Source organism: Stenotrophomonas veracruzanensis, from assembly GCF_032911525.1.
GTDB classification, from domain to species: domain Bacteria; phylum Pseudomonadota; class Gammaproteobacteria; order Xanthomonadales; family Xanthomonadaceae; genus Stenotrophomonas; species Stenotrophomonas africana.
In genome coordinates this window covers 34,256-56,601 of the sequence record NZ_JAWJTI010000026.1, presented here as the reverse complement: position 1 = coordinate 56,601, position 22,346 = coordinate 34,256, and the positions used below count along the sequence as shown (strand labels likewise).

General features: G+C 67.6%; 25 protein-coding genes. 13 read left to right on the top strand and 12 right to left on the bottom strand.

Features of this window, described 5'->3' with window-relative positions:
* Positions 1 to 37: 37 nt before the first annotated feature.
* On the bottom strand, positions 38 to 2,575 hold the full coding sequence (locus tag R1H25_RS15000) for a methyl-accepting chemotaxis protein (RefSeq protein ID WP_317223983.1): 2,538 nt from the start codon (positions 2,573 to 2,575) through the stop codon (positions 38 to 40).
* A 203-nt stretch (positions 2,576 to 2,778) separates the two neighbouring features.
* On the opposite strand from R1H25_RS15000, the gene R1H25_RS14995 reads away from it, so the two are divergent.
* Positions 2,779 to 3,618: an arylamine N-acetyltransferase gene (locus tag R1H25_RS14995; RefSeq protein ID WP_317223982.1), complete on the top strand. Its 840-nt coding sequence runs from the start codon at positions 2,779 to 2,781 to the stop codon at positions 3,616 to 3,618.
* Between the two features lie 65 nt (positions 3,619 to 3,683).
* Here the strand turns inward: R1H25_RS14995 and R1H25_RS14990 are convergent, their stop codons facing one another.
* From R1H25_RS14990 to R1H25_RS14980, 3 genes are read right to left on the bottom strand one after another with little or no spacing between them, the layout of a single operon-like run.
* Entirely contained in the window at positions 3,684 to 4,055 is a 372-nt protein-coding gene (locus tag R1H25_RS14990; protein WP_049446683.1) for a VOC family protein, read from the bottom strand.
* A 22-nt stretch (positions 4,056 to 4,077) separates the two neighbouring features.
* A complete protein-coding gene (locus R1H25_RS14985; RefSeq protein ID WP_317223981.1) occupies positions 4,078 to 4,716 on the bottom strand; it encodes a response regulator transcription factor in 639 nt (212 codons plus the stop codon).
* Positions 4,713 to 5,813: a histidine kinase gene (locus R1H25_RS14980; protein ID WP_317223980.1), complete on the bottom strand. Its 1,101-nt coding sequence runs from the start codon at positions 5,811 to 5,813 to the stop codon at positions 4,713 to 4,715. Before R1H25_RS14980 ends, R1H25_RS14985 begins: the two co-directional genes overlap by 4 nt.
* A 156-nt stretch (positions 5,814 to 5,969) precedes the next feature.
* Between R1H25_RS14980 and R1H25_RS14975 the strand changes: the two genes are divergently transcribed.
* The 3 genes from R1H25_RS14975 to R1H25_RS14965 all read left to right on the top strand — a co-directional run bounded on the left by R1H25_RS14975 (position 5,970) and on the right by R1H25_RS14965 (position 8,721).
* Entirely contained in the window at positions 5,970 to 6,392 is a 423-nt protein-coding gene (locus tag R1H25_RS14975; RefSeq protein WP_317223979.1) for a DUF2141 domain-containing protein, read from the top strand.
* 26 nt (positions 6,393 to 6,418) lie between these two features.
* The gene (locus R1H25_RS14970) at positions 6,419 to 7,942 is read left to right on the top strand and encodes a carotenoid oxygenase family protein (RefSeq protein WP_317223978.1); all 1,524 of its coding nucleotides are present in this window, start codon (positions 6,419 to 6,421) and stop codon (positions 7,940 to 7,942) included.
* Positions 7,943 to 8,004: 62 nt separating this feature from the next.
* Positions 8,005 to 8,721, top strand: a complete 717-nt coding sequence (locus R1H25_RS14965; RefSeq protein WP_317223977.1) for an ABC transporter substrate-binding protein — start codon at positions 8,005 to 8,007, stop codon at positions 8,719 to 8,721.
* A gap of 69 nt (positions 8,722 to 8,790) precedes the next feature.
* On the opposite strand, the gene R1H25_RS14960 is transcribed toward R1H25_RS14965, so the two are convergent.
* Positions 8,791 to 9,690, bottom strand: a complete 900-nt coding sequence (locus R1H25_RS14960; RefSeq protein ID WP_049446692.1) for a LysR substrate-binding domain-containing protein — start codon at positions 9,688 to 9,690, stop codon at positions 8,791 to 8,793.
* A gap of 98 nt (positions 9,691 to 9,788) precedes the next feature.
* Between R1H25_RS14960 and R1H25_RS14955 the strand changes: the two genes are divergently transcribed.
* Positions 9,789 to 9,932, top strand: a complete 144-nt coding sequence (locus R1H25_RS14955) for a hypothetical protein (RefSeq protein ID WP_162838398.1) — start codon at positions 9,789 to 9,791, stop codon at positions 9,930 to 9,932.
* A 7-nt stretch (positions 9,933 to 9,939) separates the two neighbouring features.
* On the opposite strand, the gene R1H25_RS14950 is transcribed toward R1H25_RS14955, so the two are convergent.
* Both R1H25_RS14950 and R1H25_RS14945 read right to left on the bottom strand, forming a co-directional pair.
* Positions 9,940 to 10,506 carry a GIY-YIG nuclease family protein gene (locus R1H25_RS14950; RefSeq protein ID WP_317223976.1) on the bottom strand — a complete coding sequence of 189 codons (567 nt, stop codon included), beginning with the start codon at positions 10,504 to 10,506 and terminating at the stop codon, positions 9,940 to 9,942.
* Positions 10,507 to 10,548: 42 nt separating this feature from the next.
* Entirely contained in the window at positions 10,549 to 12,102 is a 1,554-nt protein-coding gene (locus R1H25_RS14945) for an alkaline phosphatase (RefSeq protein ID WP_317223975.1), read from the bottom strand.
* Between the two features lie 118 nt (positions 12,103 to 12,220).
* Here R1H25_RS14945 and R1H25_RS14940 point away from each other — a divergent pair, with 118 nt between their 5' ends.
* Positions 12,221 to 13,015, top strand: coding sequence for a D-alanyl-D-alanine carboxypeptidase family protein (locus R1H25_RS14940; RefSeq protein ID WP_317223974.1), 795 nt, complete (start codon positions 12,221 to 12,223; stop codon positions 13,013 to 13,015).
* Between the two features lie 5 nt (positions 13,016 to 13,020).
* Here R1H25_RS14940 and R1H25_RS14935 read toward each other — a convergent pair whose 3' ends face one another.
* Together R1H25_RS14935 and R1H25_RS14930 are read right to left on the bottom strand one after the other, a co-directional pair.
* Positions 13,021 to 13,614, bottom strand: coding sequence for a TetR/AcrR family transcriptional regulator (locus tag R1H25_RS14935; protein WP_317223973.1), 594 nt, complete (start codon positions 13,612 to 13,614; stop codon positions 13,021 to 13,023).
* A 16-nt stretch (positions 13,615 to 13,630) separates the two neighbouring features.
* Entirely contained in the window at positions 13,631 to 14,227 is a 597-nt protein-coding gene (locus tag R1H25_RS14930) for an NAD(P)H-dependent oxidoreductase (protein ID WP_317223972.1), read from the bottom strand.
* Between the two features lie 126 nt (positions 14,228 to 14,353).
* On the opposite strand from R1H25_RS14930, the gene R1H25_RS14925 reads away from it, so the two are divergent.
* On the top strand, positions 14,354 to 14,884 hold the full coding sequence (locus tag R1H25_RS14925) for a hypothetical protein (protein WP_049446702.1): 531 nt from the start codon (positions 14,354 to 14,356) through the stop codon (positions 14,882 to 14,884).
* A gap of 33 nt (positions 14,885 to 14,917) precedes the next feature.
* On the opposite strand, the gene R1H25_RS14920 is transcribed toward R1H25_RS14925, so the two are convergent.
* Positions 14,918 to 15,745, bottom strand: coding sequence for an oxaloacetate decarboxylase (locus tag R1H25_RS14920; RefSeq protein WP_057500734.1), 828 nt, complete (start codon positions 15,743 to 15,745; stop codon positions 14,918 to 14,920).
* A 165-nt stretch (positions 15,746 to 15,910) separates the two neighbouring features.
* Between R1H25_RS14920 and R1H25_RS14915 the strand changes: the two genes are divergently transcribed.
* The 5 genes from R1H25_RS14915 to accC all read left to right on the top strand — a co-directional run bounded on the left by R1H25_RS14915 (position 15,911) and on the right by accC (position 19,773).
* Positions 15,911 to 16,639 carry a DOPA 4,5-dioxygenase family protein gene (locus R1H25_RS14915; protein ID WP_317223971.1) on the top strand — a complete coding sequence of 243 codons (729 nt, stop codon included), beginning with the start codon at positions 15,911 to 15,913 and terminating at the stop codon, positions 16,637 to 16,639.
* A gap of 350 nt (positions 16,640 to 16,989) precedes the next feature.
* Positions 16,990 to 17,439 (top strand): type II 3-dehydroquinate dehydratase, encoded by a 450-nt coding sequence (gene aroQ / locus R1H25_RS14910; protein WP_049446709.1) that lies wholly within the window; start codon positions 16,990 to 16,992, stop codon positions 17,437 to 17,439.
* 2 nt (positions 17,440 to 17,441) lie between these two features.
* Positions 17,442 to 17,861, top strand: a complete 420-nt coding sequence (locus R1H25_RS14905; RefSeq protein ID WP_317223984.1) for a lysozyme inhibitor LprI family protein — start codon at positions 17,442 to 17,444, stop codon at positions 17,859 to 17,861.
* A gap of 54 nt (positions 17,862 to 17,915) precedes the next feature.
* Positions 17,916 to 18,395, top strand: coding sequence for an acetyl-CoA carboxylase biotin carboxyl carrier protein (gene accB / locus R1H25_RS14900; protein ID WP_150452991.1), 480 nt, complete (start codon positions 17,916 to 17,918; stop codon positions 18,393 to 18,395).
* Between the two features lie 10 nt (positions 18,396 to 18,405).
* Positions 18,406 to 19,773 carry an acetyl-CoA carboxylase biotin carboxylase subunit gene (accC, locus tag R1H25_RS14895; RefSeq protein ID WP_049446715.1) on the top strand — a complete coding sequence of 456 codons (1,368 nt, stop codon included), beginning with the start codon at positions 18,406 to 18,408 and terminating at the stop codon, positions 19,771 to 19,773.
* A gap of 133 nt (positions 19,774 to 19,906) precedes the next feature.
* Here the strand turns inward: accC and R1H25_RS14890 are convergent, their stop codons facing one another.
* The gene (locus R1H25_RS14890) at positions 19,907 to 20,281 is read right to left on the bottom strand and encodes a hypothetical protein (protein WP_049446717.1); all 375 of its coding nucleotides are present in this window, start codon (positions 20,279 to 20,281) and stop codon (positions 19,907 to 19,909) included.
* A complete protein-coding gene (locus tag R1H25_RS14885) occupies positions 20,278 to 21,246 on the bottom strand; it encodes a hypothetical protein (RefSeq protein WP_317223970.1) in 969 nt (322 codons plus the stop codon). The genes R1H25_RS14890 and R1H25_RS14885 overlap by 4 nt, the downstream gene beginning before the upstream one ends.
* Positions 21,247 to 21,410: 164 nt before the next feature.
* Between R1H25_RS14885 and prmA the strand changes: the two genes are divergently transcribed.
* On the top strand, positions 21,411 to 22,331 hold the full coding sequence (gene prmA, locus R1H25_RS14880) for a 50S ribosomal protein L11 methyltransferase (RefSeq protein ID WP_049446720.1): 921 nt from the start codon (positions 21,411 to 21,413) through the stop codon (positions 22,329 to 22,331).
* Positions 22,332 to 22,346: the final 15 nt, after the last annotated feature.

The window sequence follows — 22,346 nt, the reverse complement described above, 5'->3', positions numbered from 1 at the left end:
CCCCCCCCCCCCCCCCCCCCCCACTACCGGAGCAGGATCAGGCCGCAGCGCGCGCCTGTGTCATCGACTGCAGACGGAACGCGCCCACCGCTTCGGCCAGGGCATGCACCTGCGCCTGCATCTGCGCTGTCGAAGCACCCGCCTCTTCCACCAGGCTGGCGTTGCGCTGGGTACTGGCTTCCATCTGCACGATGGTCTGGTTCACCTGTGCGATGCCGGCATGCTGGTCCTGCGACGCACTGCGGATGCCGGCCAGGAGGTCCGCCAGCTGCTGCACGCTGCCGACAATCTCGCCCATCGTGGTACCAGCCTGTTCGGCCTGCTGGTTGCCCTGGCCGACTCGCGCCACCGAATCCTCGATCAACCCCTTGATCTGCTTGGCCGCATCGGCGCTGCGCTGCGCCAGCAGGCGCACCTCCGCAGCCACCACGGCGAAGCTGCGACCCTGCTCACCGGCGCGCGCGGCTTCCACCGCAGCATTCAGCGCGAGGATGTTGGTCTGGAAGGCGATGCCATCGATCAACTGGGTGATGTCACCGATCCGTCGTGAGGCTTCACTGATGCCGTGCATGGTTGCCACCACCTGGTCGACCGCCGCGCCGCCGCGCCGGGCCACTGCCGCCGCGCCCTTGACCAGCGCGTCGGCACGGCCCGCAGCATCGGCATTGCGGCCGACGGTGTCGGTCAGCTCGTGCATCGACGCTGCGGTCTCTTCCAGGTTGGCCGCCTGCTGCTCGGTGCGCTGTGACAAGTCATGATGACCGGCGACGATCTCGCCAACGCCGGTATCGAGGCTGGACGCCGCCTGCTGGATGCGGGTGACGATGCGGCCCAGTTGCGCGACGGTGGCGTTGGCATCATCGCGCATGCGTGCGAACACGCCCTGCAGCTCACCTTCCATGCGCACGCTGAGGTCGCCGCGGGCCAGCGCAGCCAGAAGCGCCTGCAGATCGCCGAGGTTGGTCTCGAAGGTGGCCAGCAAGCGGTTGATGCTGGTCGACAGTGTGCGCACGAAGCCCTGTTTTCCCTCCAGCGCGATGCGGCCATGCAGGTCACCGTGCGCGGCGGCATCGACCAGTGCCGCGACCTCGGTTTCCAGCAGGGTTTCCAGCGCGCGGCTGCGCCACTCCACTGCCACGCCGAGAAAGTGCCCTTCATCGACGATGGGATTGGCGATCAGCTGATAGCGCACACCGCCATGGCCGATCTCGCGCTCTTCGCGCTGTCGCACGCCGGCCAGGGCGGCCAGGGCCGGATGCAGGCGCACCGCATCGCTGCCCATCAGGTCTTCAGCCCGCAGTTCCAGCTGCAGCAGCAGGGCTGGATTGGCATACGCAACCAGGCCTTCGGCATCGATCACCATCAGGCCGGTCTGCGCGCTGTCCAAGGCCTGGCGCACGCGGGTGTTGCCGCGCGCCACGGCACGCTCGGTCTCGATGCGCGCGCGCAGGCGCTGCTGCATGTCGACCAGACGCTGGGCAAGCTGGCCGATCTCATCATTGGCGTTGTAGACGCTCAGGGTGGTGTCCAGGCGATCGTCGGCGATGTCGCTGGCGAAGCGCAGGGTGTCCTGGATCGGCTGGCGTACCGCACGCAGGACCAGCACCAGGCTGGTGATCAGCACGCCGGCCACCAGCAGCAGGGTCAGTGCGAACAGCACGCTCATCGTGCGCGCGCCGGCCTGCTGGCGCGCCTGCGCCCTGGCCAGCGCCGCTACCTGCGCCTGTTGGAATGCGGCCAGCGCCGGCGCTACACCCGCGGCAGTATCCAGCAACGACTGTGCTTCCACATCCAGGCCGACCCGGGCAGCGGTATAGCCCAGCAATGCGGCCTGATACGCCTCCATCCCGGTGCGCAGGGTGTCCTGCGCGTCTGCGGGCAGCCCCGCCAGCGCGAGGTCAAACGGCAGCTTCTCCTCGCTGGCACGGTCGGCGTGGGTGGAATCACCGTCGAGCAGCAGCAGTGCCTCCTGCCTTCGCATCTTCTGCAGGGACAGCGCCAGCGCGGGCCGCTGCTGCACATCCACCTGCGCCTGCAGGGTGTCGGCGGCCTGCTGCAGCTGCGCGGCGAGGCCGGCATCACCACGGCCCATCTCGTCGACCCGTTCGAACAGGGCGGCGACACCCTGCGAGAACCCGCCGGCGGCTTCAGTCAGCGCCTGCAGGGCCTTGCGACGGCCAGCATCCATCGGCGTCGCGCGCAGCGCCTGCAGATCGATCTGCAACGCCTTCTGCGTGTCCAACAGCTGCGCGCGGTCGGCATCATCGAAACTGCGTGCATACTGGGTCTGCAGGCGACGCGCTTCGGCCACCCGCGTGGACAGGCTGGCAGCCAGATCGCTGCCGCGCTGGTAGCTGGCCTGGCTGCGCGCAGCCAGTGCGTTGGCATGACCAGTCCAGGCGTAGACAGCGGCGATCGCCACCAGGCCCAGGCCACAGACCCACAGGGTCGCCTTGAGCTTGTTGGCCACGCTGAGCCGATGCGGCTGCAGCCAGCGCAGCAGCCCGGGGGACGCCGAGTGCAACGCAGCAAGGCGCGTGCGCAGGGACCGGAGGTGGGGGACAACGGCCGACATGACAGACTCCAGGCGAAAGGACGCACCTGTATCGGCCGGATTCAGCCCAACTTTAGTGCTTTCTTCGTCCGCGCCCCCCCGTCACCGGTGGACGCGGCCTTTGTACCGGGTGCAGGCGACGGAGGCATGACACGGCCGCCGCGCTTGACCTCAACCCCGGTTGGGGGAGCACAGTGGACGCCCCTTCCCCGCCAGGTGCCTCCATGACGACGCTCGATGTGCCCCGCTATCTGCAGCGCCTGCAGCTGGATGCGCCGCCATCGCGGACGCTGGCCGGCCTGACCCTGCTGCAGCAGCGCCACAACGCACTGCTGCCCTTCGAAACCCTCAGCTGCCTGCTGCGCGATGCGGTGCCGATCGACCTGGACAGCGTGCAGCGCAAGCTGCTCGACGAGCGCCGCGGTGGTTACTGCTTCGAACTCAATGGCGGGTTGCTGGCGCTGCTGCAGGTATTGGGCTTCGATGCGCAGCCATTGAGCGCGCGGGTGCTGCTGGCCGCCCGGGACGGCGAACTGACCGCGCGTACCCACCTGTTGCTGCGCGTGCAGGTGGATGGCGATGACTGGCTGGTGGATGCCGGTTTCGGCAGCCTGACCCCGACCGTGCCGCTGCGCCTGCACGATCCGCAGCCACAGGCCACGCCGCACGAGCGCTACCTGCTGCAGCGCCTGCCCGACGACGGTGAGTTCGTGCTGTCGGCCGAGTCCAACGAGGGCTGGCGGGCGATGTATCGGTTCGACCTGCAGGCGCCGGCCCCGATCGACAACGTGGTGGGCAACTGGTACGTATGCACCCATCCCGACTCCAGTTTCCCCGGTCAGCTGCGTGCATCGCTGACCGGGCCGGACTGGCGCCGGACCATCGGCAGCGGCAACTACACCGAGTACCGCCCCGGGCAGGCACCGGACAAGCGCCCGCTGCATGATGTCGGTGATGTACGCGACGTGCTGCAGCAGCGCTTCGGCATCCAGCTGCCGGACGACCCGCGGCTGGACCCGGCCATCAATGACTGGCTGCAGCGCTCGCGCGCCGCGCTCTTGTAGAGCCGAGCCCATGCTCGGCTGAGCTGGAGCGGCTGGGCCAACAGCAGCCAAGCATGGGCTCGGCTCTACAGAATCGCGCGCGCCTGCACTGCGATCCGGTTGCCTTCACTGTCGCGGATCTCGGCCACACGCCAGTCACCCGCATCAGCCGGGCCGAAGCGCAGCTCGGCCCCGGCCTGAAGCGCACGGTCGAGGCTGGCATCCAGGTCATCGACGCCGATATAGATGCGCGCCCCCTGCTCGGACGGCTGGTAGTCCGCGCCGTGCACCAGCGCAATGCTGGCACCGGCGGCCTCATCGGAGAACGGCAGGTAGGCCATCCGGCAGTCATGCAGCAGGATAGGTTCGTCCATCGCGACCTGCAGCCATCGCTGGTAGAACGTGATGGCCCGGTCCAGGTCACTGGCCGGGATCTCTACATGCAGGATCGGGTTCACTGGCACTCCTTGCTCCGTCCACTCAGATGATGCGCAGGGTAATCGCCTTCAGCACTGCACGGGTGCGATCGCGGGTGCCCAGCTTGTCGAGTATGGCGGACACGTAGTTCTTCACCGTGCCTTCGGCCAGGAACAGGCTGCGCGCGATCTCCTTGTTGCTGTAACCACCGGCCAGCAGGCGCAGGATCGCCACTTCGCGCTCGCCGAAAGTATCGGTGGGCGGTGCTTCGTCGTGGAAGCGGTAACGGGCGCGCACCGGCTCGGTGCTGACCGGCAGCAGCAGGGTTTCACCAGCGGCGACGCGCTCGATTGCTTCGCGCAGGTCTGCGGGTGCAGCGTCCTTGAGCAGGAAGCCCTGAGCACCGGCCTCGCTGGCGCGCAGCAGCAGATCACTTTCATCGAAGGTGGTCAGCAGCAGCCAGGGCGTGGCATCGCCGCGCGCCCGCAGCTGGCGCAGTGCCTCGATGCCATCCATCCCGGGCATGCGGATGTCACTGAGCACTACCTCCACACGCTGCGTGTCCAGTGCATCCAGCAGCATCTGGCCATCTTCGGCCTCCAGCACTACGTCTACCCCCAAGCCCTGCAGGAGCGCACGCAGGCCGGCACGCACCAGCGCCTGGTCATCAGCCAGGGCAACGCGGATCGCGGCGCCGCTCATGTCGGCAACCATGCGGTCAGGTGCATGCCGCCCTGTGCGGTGCGCGCGAGTTCCAGCCGGCCACGCACCGCAGCCAGGCGCTCGCGCATGCCGGCGATGCCATTGCCTTCGCGGATGCGCTCGGAGCGCTGGCCGTCATCGCGGATATCGATACGCAACCGTGAATCCTCTTCGTTGATCGTCAGCCATACGGTTTCTGCATTGCCGTGCCGTGCCGCATTGGTCAGCGCTTCCTGCACCAGCCGCAGCACCGTCTCGGCCATCAGCGGATCCCCCACGCGCACGCCCTCTCCTATCTGCAGCTGCAGTCTCGGTCGCGGGAACGGCGCCGCCAGCGCATGCAATGCCGTGGCCAGATCGAGGCCGCGATCATCACGCATCGACTGCACCACCTGGCGGATATCGGCCAGCAGTTCGCCGGACAACTGTTCCGCCAGGACCAGCCCTTCGCGGCCGGCCAGCGCAGGGTCAGCGGCCAGGGCGCGCAGGTTGAGCCGCATCGCGGTGAGCTTGTGCCCAGCCACATCGTGCAGTTCGCGGGCCAGGCGCAGGCGCTCGGCATCACGTGCGCTGTCGGCCAGCAGCGCGCGGGTGGCCAGCAGGTCGGCGTTGACCCGGGCCAGGTCATCACGGGCCAGCGCCGTGCTGCGCGCATAGTGCGCGGTCAGCGCGGCGAACGCCTGGAAGCCGCCATACAACAGCACCACCAGCAGCGGCTGACTGAAGCCGCTGTGGCGCAGCACGGCATACACCGCCAGGTTGGCCAGCAGCGCAACACCCAGCACGAAGCGCGGCGGCCAGTGCTCGGCCAGTTGAGCGACCAACACCACCAGCAGCACCGGAGCGGTTCCAGTGCGCGGCTGCAGCGCAACCAGCGCAACCGCCAGCAGGGCCTGCAACACCGCAGCGACGGCACGCACGCGGGAAGGCATCGACGCCCAGCCGTGAACCACGAACAGCAGCAGGAACACGGCAAGCAGCAGTAGGCTCAGCCCGGCGCCACTGCGCTGCACCGCGAACGACAGGCCCACCACCAGCACGGTGACCAGGCCGGCGAGGCTGAGCGGACGCAAGAGATGGCGGAACAGGCTGGGCATGGCCAGATGCTGACCGGCGCGCGCGCCGGCGGCAATGGGTCCAGCGTAGAAAGTGACTTCTGGCACGTCGAATCGATGACCACTGGCCCTGAACCCGGTGCAGCGCCCCGCGCAGACTGGCTCCACACCGCCACACCCACTTCCGGAGCCTCTGCCATGATCCGCAACGCCCTGCTCAGCACCGCCCTGACTGCCCTGGCTCTGGCCGGCAGTGCCCACGCCGCCGACCTGGCCGTGACCGTGCACGACGTCCGCGCGCAGACCGGCACCCTGCGCGTTGCGCTGGTCGACAGCGCCGCCGCCTGGGACCGCAAGGCCAAGCCCGTGCAGGCCCAGCAGGCGGCGCCCAGCGGCGACAGCGCCCACTTCACGTTCAAGGGCGTACCGGCCGGCAGCTACGCCGTACTGCTCACCCACGACGAGAACGACAACGGCAAGCTCGACACCAACCTGGTCGGCATGCCGGTGGAAGGCTACGGCTTCAGCAACAACCCGCAGGTGATGCGCAAGCCGACCTTCGACGAAGCACGCGTCAATGTGCCGGCCGCTGGCGCCGCCATCGACATCACCCTGCGCTGATTCCCGCATCCAGACCCGAGGCCACCATGGACCGTCGCCGCTTCCTTCGTACCCTGCTCAGCAGCAGTGCCTGCCTGGCCCTGGGTGCCACCGCGCTGCGCAGCGCTCCCGCCTTCGCCGGCGACCCGGCGCGGTTCGCGCAGGGTATGCACGACCACCCGTGGCTGCTCGGCTGGCGCAGCGTCGGCAGCGAATGCCTCGGTCCGGCCACCGTGCAGTTACAGGGAAAACTGCCACCAGGCCTGGCCGGCACGCTGTACCGCAATGGCCCGGCGTGGACCGAGCGCGATGGCTTCCGCTACGACCACTGGTTCGACGGCGATGGCATGGTGCATGGCTGGCGTTTCAATGGTGATGGCAGCCTGACCCATCACGGGCGCATGGTCGCCACGCCGAAATTCACCCGTGAACAGAAGGCCGGCCGCTTCCAGTATCCGGCTGCCGGCACCAGCGTTCCCGGTGCGCTGGCGGTACGCAACAACGATGATGCCAACGTGGCCAACACCTCGGTGATGATGATCAATGGCCGCCTGTTCGCGCTGTGCGAATCCGGTTCGGCGTTCGAGGTGGACCCCGATTCGCTGCAGACGCTTGGCCCTGTCACCTGGCGTCCGGATCTGGCCGCGCTGCCGTTCTCGGCGCACCCGCTGCGCGACCGCGACGGCAGCCTCTGGAACTTCGGCTCGATCAGCCTGATGGGGGGACATGGCCTGCTGGTCTGGCACATCGGTGCGGACGGCCAGCTGCGCAGCGCCAATGTGATCGAAACCCCCGAACACGGCTATCTGCACGCGTTCGCGATGACCGACCAGCACCTGGTGTTCGTGATGATGCCGTTCGATTTCACCGGCGCAGGAGGCAGCTTCTTCGAGCGCATGCAGTTTGCACCGCAGCGTCCTGTGCGTATCGCGGTGGTCGCCAAGGACGCGCCGGACAAGGCGCAATGGTTCGAGGCTCCTTTCGCGGCGATCTACCACTTCGGCGACGCGTTCACCCGCGATGGCGGCATCGTGCTGCGCGCAGTGCGCCATGACGACATCAACGAGGCACGCTCGCCGATGAAGGAAGCGATGGCCGGTGACGGCGCACATGCGGCCAACAGTGGCGCCAGCCTGGTCGAGCTGCATCTGGACCTGCGTCGTGGACAGGCCCGCTGGCAGCCACTGGGCATCAGTGCGGTGGAGTTCCCGTTGTTCGACCCCCGTTCCGCCGGTACCCGTGGTGCGCGCCTGTACGCGCCGACCATCGACGGCCCGGCCACCGCACCGTACTTCAACGCGGTAGCCGCGTTCGACATCGAGCGCGGGCGCCGCCAGCTGTGGAACTACGGGCCGGACATCATGGCCGAGGAGCATGTGTTCGTACCGCGTCCGGGCAGCCGCAACGCCGATGATGGCTGGTTGATCGGTACCCTGCTTGATCCGGTGAACAAGCGCAGCGGCCTGGCGGTGCTGGATGCACGCCACCTGGGCGACGGTCCGCTGGCACAGGCCTGGCTGCCGTATGCGGTGCCACTGGGCTTCCACGGCACCTTCGCCGCGCGCGGCTGATTCCACGCCACACGGACACCGTTGTTGGCATGCTGGGTCTCCCGCGCCCCGTGGAGTCCTGCATGTCCCTGGCCGACCATCGAAATACGCTGGCACCGCACGGTTTCCTGCGCGTGGCGATCAACCTGGGCAACCCGGTGCTGGCACAGGGCGATGCGCGCTCACCGCGCGGCCCTTCGCTGGAACTGGCTACCGCATTGGCGCAGCGGATGGGGGTGCAGGCACGCTTCACCTGCCACGATGCCGCAGCCTCGGTGGTCGCCGCAGCGGGCGAAGACGGCTGGGATCTGGCCTTCCTGGCCATCGATCCGGCACGTACCGACCGCATTGCCTTCAGTGCCCCGTACGTGGAGATTGAAGGCACCTATCTGGTTCGCGAGGACAGCCCTGCGCAGCAGGTGGCCGACCTCGACCGCGAGGGGCTGCGCATCGCGGTGGGGCGTGGCGCGGCCTATGACCTGTTCCTGAGCCGTGAACTGCGCCACGCCACGATCGAGCGGGCGGAGACCTCTGCTGCGGCCATCACCCTGTTCGATCAGCAACGTCTGGATGCCGCAGCCGGTGTACGCCAGCCGCTGGACGCATGGGCGCAGACGCATTCCGGCCATCGCGTGCTGGCCGACCGTTTCACCGCGATCCAGCAGGCAGTGGCGGCACCGGCCTCACGCCCGGCCGACGCGCTGCAGGCCTTGTTCGAGGCAGTGGAGGCGATCAAGGCAGGCCCGTTGCTGGAGGAAGCGTTCGCGCGTGCCGGGCAGGCGGTTACGCTGGTCCGGTGACTGTGGAGTCGAGCCATGCTCGACTGCTCCTGCGAAAAGTCAGTCGAGCATGGCTCGACTCTACAAATGCTACAAATGCGCGTCTGCCATGTGCCGCACGTGCTCGGCGGCCTGCGCATGCAGCCAGTCGCGGAACGCGAGGAAGCCGCGATGGCTGGCCGAGCGCTGCGGGTACACCAGCCAATGCGGCCACGCCGTCTTCAGGCGCTGGCTGGACAGTGCCACCAGCTGGCCCGAATCGAGCAGCAGGCGTGCCCGGGTCACCCGGCCAAGAGCCACGCCCACGCCATCCAGAGCGGCCCGATGGTGCGCCTCCGAATCATCCAGCACCGCCACGAAGCGCGATGGCGGCCTCTGCCCGCTCAACGCGAACCAGGCGCCCCACGCCCCATCGGGATCGCCCAGCAGCGGCCACTGGGTCAACGGCACACGGTCAACGCCTCCCATGCGTTCGATCAACGCCGGGCTCGCCATCGGCACCAACCACTCATCGAACAGCGGTTCCACCACCAGGCCCGGCCATTGCCCGCTGCCCAGCCGTAGCGCCGCGTCGAACTGGCGCTGCCGCTCGAAATCAATCAGGCGTTCACTCGACTGCAGGTTGATCTCGATCTGTGGGTGCTCAGCCACGAACTGACCCAGGCGCGGCACCAGCCAGGCCGACGCCATCGACGGCACCGCGCTGATCGTCAGCACGTGCTCGGCACGTGCCGCGTAGGGCTGGAAGGCTTCGTGGATCGCATCCAGATGCGGACCCACCTGATCGAGCAGGCGCTGCCCCTCAAGGGTGAGGGTGACACCACGTGGCTGGCGGATCAGCAGCGGCTGCCCGAGCCGCTCTTCCAGCTGCCGCATCTGGTGGCTGAGCGCGCTGACGGTCAGGTTCATCGACGCCGCCGCACGCGACAGGTTGCCGAGCCGGGCGGCGGCCACGAAGCCTTGCAGGGCATGGAGCGGAGGGCGGGACATCAGGCTTGAATTCCTCTCAAGGCATGCTTGCGGAAATGTCGCTTTTTGCTCGTCCATGCTGCCCGTATCGTGCAATCCACTCAAGTGGAGGCACGCTCATGAACATCTTCAGCGGCTTGTTGTTCCTGCACGGCCATGTGGCCAGCGCCGAGCTGGCACGCCAGCTGGCCAGCGCGTCAACCCCTGCCCCGCAATGCGCGCCACAGCCGGCCGCGCCGGCTCAACCGCCGTGCCCCCGTTGAACGCGGCTCAACCTGCGTACCAGCGCTGGACGTGTGCAGGCAGCCACGGCATTGGATCGATATCCAGCGCCCTGCAACCATCGAGAGTGTCACGCAGCACGCCCTCGCCGGGGCCACCGGGCATCCGCAGGCCTTCCTCTTCCGGAAGCTGCACCGCAGCCCAGTCGTGCAGCCGGTCCATGCGCAGGCGCAGGGCGGCCCGCAGCCACGCCTTCAGTGGATAGCAGCGATAACCTTGCTCGCCCAACGCGGCAACCGCAAGCGACAAGGCCTGGTTGGCACCGCGTACCCATTCGGTGCGACCGCCAGCCTTGTCCTGGACCGTCATCGGCGCCGGCGCGCGGTGCGCCTTGAACGGCGAACGCAGCTGCAGTTCCAGATCCCGCGCATCGCGTTCGCTTTCCGCTTCCACCAGCGCACCGGCGTCGAGGTCGAAGAACTCGAACCAACGCCGGTGCAATGCGCTGATGCGTCCGAGCGGGTCACGCGAAAAGCCGATCTTGGCGTAGTCTTCCCACGCACAGGGGAAGACGTAGGCAAAGACACGACCGTCGATGCGGATATCTGACTGCATGTGCGCAGGCTGCCCCGACAACAGCCCGGGTGCAACCGGCCGTTACCGTGGGCGCTGCAGCGCCTCCTGCACTGCCGCAGCCACGTCGGTGTTGTCGATGTAGCTGCCGTCGTTCCAGCGCACGTGCTGACGGTAGCCGGCATCGACGCCCCGCACGCGCTGGCCCAGCAATTCCGCCCCGGCGCCCTTGGCCCACAACGGCACCAGTGCATTGGAATGGTTGCCAGTGGGGCGGAAGCTCATCCCCGGCATGCGTCCACGGCCGTTGTTTCGTACCGGCGCGAAGGCAACGTTCTGTGCTTCCGGGCCCATCGGCATGCTGTTGTCGTGGTCGGTGGTGACGATCAGCAGGTTGTGCTCCCAGCCACCGTTGCGCTCGATCCATTCAACCACCGCCGCCACCGCCTCGTTGAACTCCACGGTTTCCTCGATCAGCCGGCCGTACTGCGGTTGGTCGCCACACTGGCCGTAGTGCCATTCGGTGCCACAGGCGCTGGTATGCGCGGCCCAGTCGGTGGCACCGCCCTCCACCATCAGGAACAGGCCGTTGGACGAACGCTGCTGCAGGAACCGCAGCGCACCGCGGGTCATGGTCGCAAGATCCGGCACGCTGTCGATCTTCCTCACACCTGAAGGCATCGCCGCATCCCTGCCCAGCACCTGCAGCTGACGCGCCTGCTGCAGCGTGTTGGCCACGCGCGGCACGCCGATCAGCGGCCGGTCGGCCGGTAGCCGTCCCTGCGCCAGTGCGGCGAAATCCTCCTTGCTGCGGATCAGGCGCCACGGTCCCGCTGGGTTGCCGGCAATGGTGCTGCCCGCTTCCAGCTGCTGCCAATCCTGTTGCGAAACCCATTCCCACAGCTTCGCGCAGCCCTCGGCCTTCGCCGCGCCGATACCCTCGTCACAGGCGCGACCATCAACGCTGTAGCCAGGACCGCCGGTGCCCATCACAAGGTCCAGGTGGCCCTGCGCCAGCATCTGGTGCGCAATGGCGTGATAGTTGTTGCGCGACTCGTTCTGCGCCGCGAACGCGGCGGGCGTCGCATGCGCGAACGGTACCGAAGTCACCACACCGGTCGCCATGCCCAGGCGCTTGGCGCGCAGCGTGTTGAACTCGACCGGCTGGCCATCGTTGTTGAAGTTGATGGCGTTGTTGTAGGTCTTGATGCCCGAAGACAACGCCGTGCCCGCTGCGGCGCTGTCGGTCGCCACCGCTGCCAGGTACTGGTAGCCGGCGAACGGCAGGTCCTGCGCCGGCACCGGCCCGGTATCCCAGGCCTTGCCCGCGTCGTAGCCGAGGGTCTGCGCGTTGTCGCCGGTCGGCTGGCTGCTGCTGTTCAACGGGAACGTGGTGACCGCCAGGCGCTGCGGAAAATCCGCATACGGCGCGCCTTCGCGGCTGCCGTACTGCCAGTAGGCCGCCGCATCCCAGGTGCCCCAGCCGGCGCCGTCGTTGATCATCACGATCACGTTGTGCGGGCGCGCTTGGCCAGAAGCAACGGCCTCGGCGCGGGGGCTCGTCTGACAGCCGCCCAGAGCCGCCAACGCAAGCAGCAAAGAGGAATGAAACCAGCGGCGTGGCGTGCGTGCAGTCATCGCAGATCCAATCGGGCCAGCGGCGGCCCTCAATACTGGTACGTTATATCGTTTCAATATTGCAACTTCATGCAGCTGCCACGGGCTATCCTGCAGGCCCTCCTTCGTCGACGCGTTCATGCCGTCTCCTGCCCCTGCGCGTGCGCCGCTGTCGTCCATCACCCTCGATGCGGCAACCTTCGCGGTGATTCACCAGCACAACGCGGACATCGCCAGGCAACCGGCCTCGCTGACCAAGCTGATGACCGCCTACGCGGCTTACGAATGTGTCGAGGAGTGCGGGCGCTCGTGGGACGACGACGTCACCATCGCCGCCGACGACGTGCACGCGGTCGCCGATGATGAAACGCGCATGGGCCTGGTGCCCGGCGAAACGGTCACGCTCGCGCGCCTGCTGGAAGGGTTGATGATCGTCTCCGGCAATGACGCGGCGCTGGCCATCGCGCGCCATCTGGACGGATCACAGACGGCATTCCTGGAACGCATGAACCAGCACGCACGCCGGCTTCGCCTGCGCAGCACGTGGTTCGCCAGCGTGTCCGGCATCACCACGCCGCATCATGCGTCCAGTGCGCACGACATGGCGGTGCTGGCCGCCTGCCTGATGAATGACCATCCGCAGATGCTGGCAATCACCGCGCAGCGCGCGTTCGCGCACGGCAGCTTCAGCCGCAACAACCAGAACGGCCTGCTGGACGATGACGGCGTGGATGGCTTGAAGACCGGCTACACCCAGGCCGCAGGCTTCTGCCTGGCCGCCACCGCATGCCGGGCAGTGCAGGGACGCGCGCATCCGGTTCGGCTGATCACGGTGGTGTTGGGCGCCGACAGCCGCGACGCACGCGATGCGCTGGTGCGCGAACAGCTGGCGGCAGGATTCGCCACGCTGGCCGACAGTACCGCCGACGCCTGAGCGGCTCAGCGACGCTTGACCGTCGCCACGATCAGCCGCTGCAGCTCGGCCTCGGCGCCGGTCTTGTCCAGCGCGCCCGCCGCCACGCCCTCTGAAAGGGTTTCAGCCGCACCGAGAATCGCCCAGCGTCCCGCCAGCGACACCGTGCCGTCGACAGCGAACGGGCCCAGCCAGACCTGGCAGTTGTCGATGAAGTCCTGCTGGTAACGCCGCCGCACCTCGTGCAGTTCCGGCGCGCCCACCAATGCGGCGAGGATGCCCTGCACTTCACTGCCCTGGCTGAGGATGCAGTCGATGTAGCCGGAGGCGATGGCCGCCGCGCGATCAGCCAGCTGCGCCCGGGCGCGGCCGATACGCTCGTGGAAGACCACCGTCTGCCGCCCGTCATAGTCATCGTAGAGCGCAGCCAGCAGGCCGTTGCGGGTTACGAAGTGATCGTAGGCCACCGGCTTGGTCACACCGGCCGCCTCGGCCAGCCGTCCCAGCGTGAGCGCGTCGGTACCCTCTTCGCCAACCAGCGTCCAGGCCACGTCCAGCAACTGGCGAGCGCGTTGCTCGCGGGTCAATCGGCGGCGCGTGGGAACGGCGTTGGCGGGCATCGGCGGTACACGGCGATCAGCGCATCGGAGTGCCTATTTTACGGCCGATTGCCAGCGCGGTCTGCAGATGCGTTTCGGCCGCACCGGTATCGGCATCCAGCAGCAGGTCTGACGTCAGCACGCGTGCGCCACAGTAGTCGAAGATGCCCATGTCGATCTGCGTCTTCATCGCCGCATCGTAGCCGCGTCGTTCGACCATCGCTGCATCGGCGCCGCCCAGCCCCACCAGATGCACGTTCAGGCGCTGCAGCTTCTTCACCAGCTTGCCCTGTGCATCCTGTGCGTACGCCCATTCGTTGGTGAAGACGCGGTCGATCCAGCCCTTCAGCAGTGCCGGGAACGACCACCAGTACAACGGAAACACCAGTACCAGCGTATCGGTGGCCTCCAGCCGTGCGTGCTCGGCAGCAATGTCGGCCGGTACCGCGCCAGTGCTGCGGAACAAGGCCTGGTCCTGAGCATTGAAGCGTGGATCAAAGCCTTCGGCCATCAGGTCGGCGTAGGCCACGGTGTTGCGGGCGTCGGCCGCAGTGATGGCATCGCCGATGCGATGTGCGATCGCATGGGTCAGCGAATCGGGTTCAGGGTGGGCGATGACAATGAGGCTGTGCATGGGGGGTCTCCGGGAATCAATACCTACCAATAGTAAGTAGCGATTCCGGGGAAACCAGCGCCATCGGTGGGACGCTGTTTTCACATCCACCGTATAGTGCGGCGGTGCCCTGTGAGACACCCGAACATGCATCGACGCCTGCCCCTGACGATACTGATGCTGCTGTCGCTGTTGCTGCCATCCGCCTTCGCAGGTGAACTCAGTCCCAGTGATGCGAAGTCGCTGCGCGAAGATGTGCGCGCCATGATGGCTGCGTACGCCCGCGGCGATGCGGACTTCCTCATCAAGCGCACCCATCCCAGCCTCAAGCGACTGGCCGGCGGCGATGACGCCTTCCAGGCGATCACCCGCGATGCGTTGAAGAAGCAGCACAGCGCCGGCGTAGTGGTCATCAGCGAAGATGTAGGTGTGCCGACCCGGACCTATGCTGCCGGGGAGGAAGAAGTCTGCTTCGTGCCACGCCAATCCCTGATACGGGTGCGTGAAACCCCGATGCGCAGCACCACGTTCATGGTGGCCGTGCGCCGCGTTGGCGGTTCCGGCTGGACGTATCTGGATGGCACCGGGCTGCAGGGCAATCCACACCTGCTTCGCCAACTGCTGCCAGCGCTGGAACCCGGCGTGACCTTGCCCAAGCGGGAGATCGAGGCGCTGTAGTCGCCGGCCGCTCCCGCCTTGCAGGGTGTGGAGCTAGCGGAACAGCGCGTTCAAGGCAGCCCCGGAGGCCGCCTGCTGCAGGCCATCGAAGCATCCGTCCTGCATGATCGGCTGGGTCGCCTGCATCAGCCCACCCCACGCGGCACGGGCCAGTGCGCCGCCCAGGCTGACCCGGCGAACGCCGAGTGCAGCAATGTCCTGCAGGCGCAGCGGCGTCGGTCCACCGACCAGCAGGTTCACCGGCTTCGACCCCGCGGCGGCAACCACCGCGCTGATCTGCTCGCGCGTGGTGATGCCCGGTGCATACAGCACGTCTGCACCGGCCTCGGCATAGGCGCGCAGGCGCTGCAGCGTGTCCTGCAGATCCGGCACGCCGACGAAGAAGTTCTCGGCACGCCCGACCAGCAGCACGTCGCCGCCCGCGCGATCGATGGCTGCACGGGCAGCGCGCAGGCGCTCGACCGCCTGGTCGATGGGTCTCAGCGGTGCATCGGCCACGCCGCTGGCGTCCTCGATCGACAACGCCGCGATGCCCGTGTCGAGCGCCGCGGCCACCGCCTCCTCCACCGCCTGCGGCGTAGCGCCGAAGCCATCACCGAAGTCGGCATTCAGCGGTAACGGGGTCGCCGCCGCCATCAGGCGCAGATGCTCCAGCGTGGCCGGCAACGAAACCGCGCCATCCGGCCGCCCTTCGCTCCAGGCACAGCCGGCACTGGTCGTGGCCAGGGCCTGGAAGCCTTGCCGCTGCAGGTAGCGGGCACTGCCCACATCCCACGGATTGGGCAACACGAAGCAACCCTGCGCATGCAGCTGGCGGAAGGCCGCGCGCTTGCGCGGGGTGTCGGCATCGAGCGAGGTCATGGCGGGTTCCAGGGCGGCAGACCTGCACCCTAGCCCGCCGTCCGGTCGCGCTCAAGGCGACGAAGGCGCCCCTGCATGAGGTGATGCCCCCTGCTTATTGGACGTCACCGGCAGCCCTGCCCGAGCGTGCTTGCCTGCCCACACGATGCCGCCACGGAGCCCCTCATGCACCCGGACCCGCAGCCCCTCACCGACACCGGCGACGATGACGCCCACTGGGCCGACCTGCTTTCGCCCGCACGGCGCCGCCTGATCGCTTCGGCAGGTCTGGCCGCTGGCGGCCTGGCCAGTGCATCGACCGCCGCCGCAGCAGCGCGCGGCAACGCCGCGGTGAACACCACCGAACCTGGGCGGCCCGGCTTCCGCGCCATCGTTCCGCCCGCGCCCGAGGGCAGCAGCCCCTGGGGCCACGCCACGGCCAGCGAACCGACCCCGCGCCCGGCCAGCGTGCGCCCCGGCGAGGCCACGCTGCCCGCGACTCCACGCGCCTACACCGACATCAAGAGCTATCACGCGCATATCTACTTCGACGAGGACAGCTTCGAGAAGGCGGCCCTGTTGCGGCGCTGGGCGGCCGAGCGTTTCCCGGTGGAACTGGGCAACTGGAACCTGGAGCCACGCGGCCCGCACGTCACCCCGTCGTTCTATTTCGGCTTCACCAACGACCTGCTGCCGGTGCTGGTACCTTGGCTGCAACTCAACAGCCTGGGCCTGACCATCCTGATCCACCCCAATACCGGTGATGGCCGCGCCGACCATCTGTATTACGCCTTATGGGTAAACCGCGCGCAGCCGGTGAACGCTTACAACTGGCCGGCACCGAAGCCGGGGGAACGGGAGCCACTGGAGGAGGTGTTCCCGAACGTGGTGCCGACGGTGCCACTGGAGACCTGAGCGGGTGTATGGCAATTGCGGTGGCCGGCGTGCTGCGTACTTTGGGCTGCCCCTCGATGGGGGAATAGCTTGCTGCGCACCGAACTTCCTTCATCCACGCATGGCGTGGATCAACCGCATCACGGCCCATGGCGGCATCAGCCTTCTCCGTGCCTGCCGCCATCGTCGGCCTACGTGCCCGCATCCCCGGCCAGCACGACGTTCAGCGCGCCTTGATCCACCGCCCGCCGTACAGCCACAAGCGCTCCGGCAGATTTCAAACAAACGATTGAAACGCTGCAAACTTCGTCGAACTGGACAGCATCCGCCGGTTCCGCCAGACTGCCGCCCTTTCCCGTCTTCCGGATCCCATGGCGAAGCTGCTGGTCCTGCACGGCCCCAACCTCAACCTGCTCGGCACCCGCGAGCCGGAGGTCTACGGCCACACCACGCTGGCCGACATCGACCAGGCCCTGGCCGCCCAGGCATCGGCCGCCGGACACGCCGTGGAGAGCCTGCAGTCCAACGCCGAGCATGTGCTGGTGGACCGCGTGCAGGCCGCGCGCAATGACGGAACCGCTTTCATCCTGATCAACCCGGCCGCGTTCACCCACACCTCGGTCGCCCTGCGCGATGCGCTGGCGGCGGTGGCGGTGCCGTTCATCGAGATCCACCTGTCCAACCCGCATACCCGCGAGCCGTTCCGCCAGCACAGCTACTTCAGTGACAAGGCCGTGGGCGTGGTGTGCGGCTTCGGCGCCGACAGCTACCGCTACGCGATGGACGCGGCGCTGCTGCGCGTGCAGGCGGCCCGCGCGTGAAGATGCTGCCGCGCGTGATTGCCGGCGTTCTGGCGTGGGCCGGCCTCTGCGGCGCGGCCACGGCGTTCGACCGCAAGGACGAAGGCATCGACTGCGCACATCCGACCACCACGATGGAGAGCGACCTGTGCGCCTCGGACGTGGCCGCCGCCGCTGATGTCGAACTCAACGCGGTATATGCACAAGCCCGGCGCCAGTTGCGCACACCGGCCAACGGCGGCGGCTGCAGCTACTGCGGCGATGCCGAGCAGCAGCTGGTCCTGGCCCAGCGTGCCTGGATGCAGCTGCGCGACCATGACTGCAATGCCGTCTATGCCCTCAATTCCGATGGCACCGCGCGCAACGGCGCACAGATGCGCTGCCTGATCACCCTCGCGCGCGACCGTACGCGGCAGCTGCGCGAGTTCTACGAACTGCTTTGACCCGGGTGCAGCCGCACTCCCCACCACACTGACATCAAGAGCAAAGAGGCCACCATGGATCTCCGCAAAATCAAGAAGCTGATCGACCTGCTGGAAGAGTCGAACCTGGCTGAAATCGAAATCAAGGAAGGCGAAGAGTCGGTGCGCCTGTCGCGCGCACCGGTTGCCGGCTACGCTGCGCCGATGCCGGCCCCGGTGTACGCCGCCCCGGCCGCCCCGGCTGCGCAGGCGATGCCGATGCAGTCGCCGACCGAAGCCTCCACCGGCGGCACCGCCAAGCCGGGCCCGGCCCTGCCGGAAGGCCACGTGCTGCGTTCGCCGATGGTCGGCACCTTCTATGCGTCGGCCGCTCCGGACAAGCCGGCCTTCGTCACCGTTGGCCAGCAGGTCAAGGAAGGCGAGACCCTGGCCATCATCGAAGCGATGAAGATGTTCAACCCGATCGAAGCCGACACGTCCGGCACCATCGTCGCCATCCTCGGCGAGAACGGCCAGCCGGTCGAATTCGACCAGCCGCTGTTCGTGATCGGCTGAGGGGCACGCCATGCTCGACAAAGTCGTCATCGCCAACCGAGGGGAGATCGCGCTGCGCATCCTGCGCGCGTGCCACACCCTCGGCATCCGCACGGTGGCCGTGCACTCCACGGTCGATCGCAACCTCAAGCACGTGGCCATGGCCGACGAGTCGGTCTGCATCGGCCCGGCGCCGTCGCCGCAGAGCTACCTCAACATCCCGGCACTGATCGCCGCCGCCGAAGTCACCGACGCCCAGGCGATCCACCCGGGCTACGGCTTCCTGTCCGAGAACGCCGACTTCGCCGAGCGCGTGGAAGAGTCCGGCTTCATCTTCATCGGCCCCAAGGCCGACACCATCCGCATGATGGGCGACAAGGTCGAAGCCATCCGCGCGATGAAGTCCGCCGGCGTGCCGTGCGTGCCCGGTTCGGGCGGCCCGCTGGGCGAGGACATCGTCGCCAACACCAAGATCGCCCGTGAGATCGGCTACCCGGTCATCATCAAGGCAGCCGGTGGCGGCGGTGGCCGTGGCATGCGCGTGGTGCACGCCGAAGCCTCGCTGAAGACCTCGATCGAAACCACCAAGAGCGAGGCCAAGGCCGCGTTCGGCAATGGCGAGGTCTACATGGAGAAGTTCCTGGAGAATCCGCGCCACGTGGAGATCCAGGTGCTGGCCGACGGCCAGGGCAACGCCATCCACCTGGGTGAGCGCGACTGCTCGATGCAGCGCCGCCACCAGAAGGTGGTGGAAGAGGCGCCGGCACCGGGCATCACCGCCGAACAGCGCGAGCAGATCGGCAAGGTGTGCGTGGAAGCCTGCATCCGCATCGGCTATCGCGGCGCTGGCACGTTCGAGTTCCTCTACGAGGACGGCCGGTTCTACTTCATCGAAATGAACACCCGCATCCAGGTGGAGCATCCGGTCACCGAGATGGTCACCGGCATAGACCTGGTGGCCGAGCAGCTGAAGATCGCTGCTGGCCAGAAGCTGTCGATCAAGCAGAGCGACGTGGTGCTGAACGGTCATGCGATCGAGTGCCGCATCAACGCCGAAGACGCCGAGACCTTCGTGCCGAGCCCGGGCACCATCACCGGCTTCCATCCGCCGGGCGGCCCCGGCGTGCGCGTGGATACCCACATCTACAGTGGCTACCGCGTGCCGTCGAACTACGACTCGATGATCGGCAAGCTGATCGTGCACGGCCCGGACCGCGAAACCGCCATCGCCCGCATGCAGGTGGCGCTGAGCGAAATGGTGGTCGATGGCATCAAGACCAATGTCGCCCTGCAGCAGCGGATCATGCGCGACAAGGGCTTCCAGGCCGGTGGCCAGAACATCCACTACCTGGAAAAGCGTCTTGCCGAGCGCAAGAACAAGCCGATCGCGTTGACCTGATCGGCGGCAGGTGCTGGACATGAAAAGGGCGGGGAAATCCCCGCCCTTTTCCGTATCTCTTCTATAGAGCCGAGCCTACGCTCGGCATGCCGGCAAGAGCAGCCGAGCATGGCTCGGCTCTACACATGCAGGTTCAGCGCGCGTCGGCCGCCGTCGCAGGAATCTGCGAGTTCGCCAGCGGACGGATACCGTTGGGTGAGCTCGGGTCGATGATCACCATGGTCTCCGTCGAGCCGTCGGGCCACACCACCTGGAAGGTGCTGCCGGCCGGCAACGAGGCGAACGGCATGCCACTCTGCGCGCGATAGACCGCGGCGACCTGGCTGGCACCCGCGCGGCGCACGTCTTCGTGCGTCTTCACCGTGGTCAGTTCCACTTTCGACAGATGCCGGTAACGATCTTCGTACGTGTCGATCATCAACAGCCCGACCGCGCCGGCCGAGTAAGCCACGAACAGCGCCACCCAGAACCAGAACTTGGCCCCATGCAGGAATCGACGGTAATTCATTGCCCGTCCCTCTTTCCAACCAATCGCTTGATCCACTGCTTCATTTTCCCCGCACCTTGCCGCGAAACCGCAGCGTCATACACAAAATCCCGGAAATCCTGCGTCCCATCCTGCGAACAGATCCCTCCATTCGCACAAAAACTGTTGACCAGCACACTGTCGGCCCCACACGGTAGACCGAGTTCGCAGGCCGCAAGCCGCCATGCCAGTTCACTGAGCTGTTCGCCGGCCACCAGGCCATTGAGTGCGCGGTCCCCTGCCGCACGCACGCCCATGCCCGGGGCGATCGCCATGAACGCTTCCGGGTCGCGTGAGGTGCGCACCCGCTCGACCAGGTCACGGCGATACTCGGGGCTGTCATGCAATGGCTCGCCTTCGGCGAACAGCGATGCTTCCGCTGCCAGGTTGCCCTGCGCGGCCGCCTTGCGACGCTCCGCCAGCACCAGGGCGGACCCCAGCTTGTCGCCCGGCACGAAGCCACCGCAGCGCTGCGCCACGCGCTCACGCGCCTGCACCATCGCCGGTGCGGCGGTCAGACCCAACCCCGCCAGCACGTTGTTGTCCAAACGGTAGCCGCCGGGGTCGATGGCGTACTGAGCGCAGTAGTCGTAAACCCGGCTGAGCATCCAGCGCGCCTCGTGATTGCCGTCGTCGGCCTGCACGCGCAGGCGCTGCGCATAGGCGTAGAGATCGGTGGCATCCTCGATGTCGGCGCGCAGATCCAGCGGCAGGCCCGAGGGCAGCGCATTGCCACGCTCGAACGCCGCCAGGCGACGCGCCAGCGCTTCCGGCATCACCGGCAGCGGCACCGCCGCATCCACCGCTGCCAGCGACGACACCGGCAGCTCGTCCACCGTCGCCTGCGCCGACCCGGCATGGCCGCTGGCCCGATACCCGGCCACGCCCAGCACGGCCACCGCCGGCAGCACGAGCAACCAGGTTTTCAGGGTCGGAGCAAAGGCCATTGGCGGCAGTGAGCGTTCACGGCACACAGGAAAGCGCCAAGTTTAGCAAGGCCCGACAGGCCTGTCTGAACCACCTCCGTTCATCCAGGGGCAGCATCTCAGGCAATACGGAGACGCCCTGATGGTCTAGCATGGCCCCCTTTCCCGTGATTGCCCCCACCGCCATGCCGTTCCTGGAACTGACCCTGCGTTGCACCGAAGCCACCCAGCCCCGCTATGAAAACGCGCTGGAGGACGTCGGCGCACTGGCCGTCACCCTGCTCGATGCCGAGGCCGATACCAGCAACGAACAGGCCATCCTCGAGCCGGGCGTGGGCGAGACCCCGCTGTGGGACACCCTGGTGCTGAGCGCGCTGTTCCCCGCCGACAGCAATGCTCTGCTGCTGCTGGCCGCGCTGGAATCGTTCGACCCGGAGCTGGACTGGAGTGGTGGCAGCTTCCGTGCGGTCGAGGACGAAGACTGGGAACGCGCCTGGCTGGACCAGTTCCAGCCGATGGATTTCGGCAGCCGTACCTGGATCGTGCCGTGGAACCATGAACTGCCGGAAGCCGCCCAAGCCGCCGATGCGGCCGTGGTGCGACTGGACCCGGGCCTGGCCTTCGGCTCGGGTACCCACCCGACCACGGCCCTGTGCCTGCGCTGGCTGGACCAGCTTGCCGTGGACGGCCTGCTGCAGGGCCAGCGGGTGCTCGACTTCGGGTGCGGCTCGGGCATTCTCGCGCTGGCCGCACTGAAGCTGGGTGCCGCTGAAGCCATCGGCGTGGACAACGATCCGCAGGCCCTGGTCGCCACCGCCGACAATGCCGAACGCAACGGCGAGCAGGCGCGCATGCACGTGTACCTGCCGCAGGACGAACCGGTGGCAACCTACCCGATCGTGGTCGCCAACATTCTCGCTTCGGCGCTGGATGCACTGGCCGAACTGCTGGCCGCGCGCGTCGCCGCCGGCGGCCGCATCGCCCTGTCCGGCATCCTGCATGGCCAGGAAGGCGAACTGCTGCAGCGCTATGCCGCGTGGTTCGACGACCTGCAGGCCACCCAGGATGGCGACTGGATGCGCATCACCGGCGTACGCCGCGCCTGATCGTGGTTGAATGAC

Excerpts from the sequence above, each read along its gene's own strand:
- R1H25_RS15000 (WP_317223983.1), bottom strand. The coding sequence starts at position 2,575 with ATGTCGGCCGTTGTCCCCCACCTCCGGTCCCTGCGCACGCGCCTTGCT.
- R1H25_RS14995 (WP_317223982.1), top strand. The coding sequence starts at position 2,779 with ATGACGACGCTCGATGTGCCCCGCTATCTGCAGCGCCTGCAGCTGGAT.
- R1H25_RS14985 (WP_317223981.1), bottom strand. The coding sequence starts at position 4,716 with ATGAGCGGCGCCGCGATCCGCGTTGCCCTGGCTGATGACCAGGCGCTG.
- R1H25_RS14980 (WP_317223980.1), bottom strand. The coding sequence starts at position 5,813 with ATGCCCAGCCTGTTCCGCCATCTCTTGCGTCCGCTCAGCCTCGCCGGC.
- R1H25_RS14975 (WP_317223979.1), top strand. The coding sequence starts at position 5,970 with ATGATCCGCAACGCCCTGCTCAGCACCGCCCTGACTGCCCTGGCTCTG.
- R1H25_RS14970 (WP_317223978.1), top strand. The coding sequence starts at position 6,419 with ATGGACCGTCGCCGCTTCCTTCGTACCCTGCTCAGCAGCAGTGCCTGC.
- R1H25_RS14965 (WP_317223977.1), top strand. The coding sequence starts at position 8,005 with ATGTCCCTGGCCGACCATCGAAATACGCTGGCACCGCACGGTTTCCTG.
- R1H25_RS14960 (WP_049446692.1), bottom strand. The coding sequence starts at position 9,690 with ATGTCCCGCCCTCCGCTCCATGCCCTGCAAGGCTTCGTGGCCGCCGCC.
- R1H25_RS14955 (WP_162838398.1), top strand. The coding sequence starts at position 9,789 with ATGAACATCTTCAGCGGCTTGTTGTTCCTGCACGGCCATGTGGCCAGC.
- R1H25_RS14950 (WP_317223976.1), bottom strand. The coding sequence starts at position 10,506 with ATGCAGTCAGATATCCGCATCGACGGTCGTGTCTTTGCCTACGTCTTC.
- R1H25_RS14945 (WP_317223975.1), bottom strand. The coding sequence starts at position 12,102 with ATGACTGCACGCACGCCACGCCGCTGGTTTCATTCCTCTTTGCTGCTT.
- R1H25_RS14940 (WP_317223974.1), top strand. The coding sequence starts at position 12,221 with ATGCCGTCTCCTGCCCCTGCGCGTGCGCCGCTGTCGTCCATCACCCTC.
- R1H25_RS14935 (WP_317223973.1), bottom strand. The coding sequence starts at position 13,614 with ATGCCCGCCAACGCCGTTCCCACGCGCCGCCGATTGACCCGCGAGCAA.
- R1H25_RS14930 (WP_317223972.1), bottom strand. The coding sequence starts at position 14,227 with ATGCACAGCCTCATTGTCATCGCCCACCCTGAACCCGATTCGCTGACC.
- R1H25_RS14925 (WP_049446702.1), top strand. The coding sequence starts at position 14,354 with ATGCATCGACGCCTGCCCCTGACGATACTGATGCTGCTGTCGCTGTTG.
- R1H25_RS14920 (WP_057500734.1), bottom strand. The coding sequence starts at position 15,745 with ATGACCTCGCTCGATGCCGACACCCCGCGCAAGCGCGCGGCCTTCCGC.
- R1H25_RS14915 (WP_317223971.1), top strand. The coding sequence starts at position 15,911 with ATGCACCCGGACCCGCAGCCCCTCACCGACACCGGCGACGATGACGCC.
- aroQ (WP_049446709.1), top strand. The coding sequence starts at position 16,990 with ATGGCGAAGCTGCTGGTCCTGCACGGCCCCAACCTCAACCTGCTCGGC.
- R1H25_RS14905 (WP_317223984.1), top strand. The coding sequence starts at position 17,442 with ATGCTGCCGCGCGTGATTGCCGGCGTTCTGGCGTGGGCCGGCCTCTGC.
- accB (WP_150452991.1), top strand. The coding sequence starts at position 17,916 with ATGGATCTCCGCAAAATCAAGAAGCTGATCGACCTGCTGGAAGAGTCG.
- accC (WP_049446715.1), top strand. The coding sequence starts at position 18,406 with ATGCTCGACAAAGTCGTCATCGCCAACCGAGGGGAGATCGCGCTGCGC.
- R1H25_RS14890 (WP_049446717.1), bottom strand. The coding sequence starts at position 20,281 with ATGAATTACCGTCGATTCCTGCATGGGGCCAAGTTCTGGTTCTGGGTG.
- R1H25_RS14885 (WP_317223970.1), bottom strand. The coding sequence starts at position 21,246 with ATGGCCTTTGCTCCGACCCTGAAAACCTGGTTGCTCGTGCTGCCGGCG.
- prmA (WP_049446720.1), top strand. The coding sequence starts at position 21,411 with ATGCCGTTCCTGGAACTGACCCTGCGTTGCACCGAAGCCACCCAGCCC.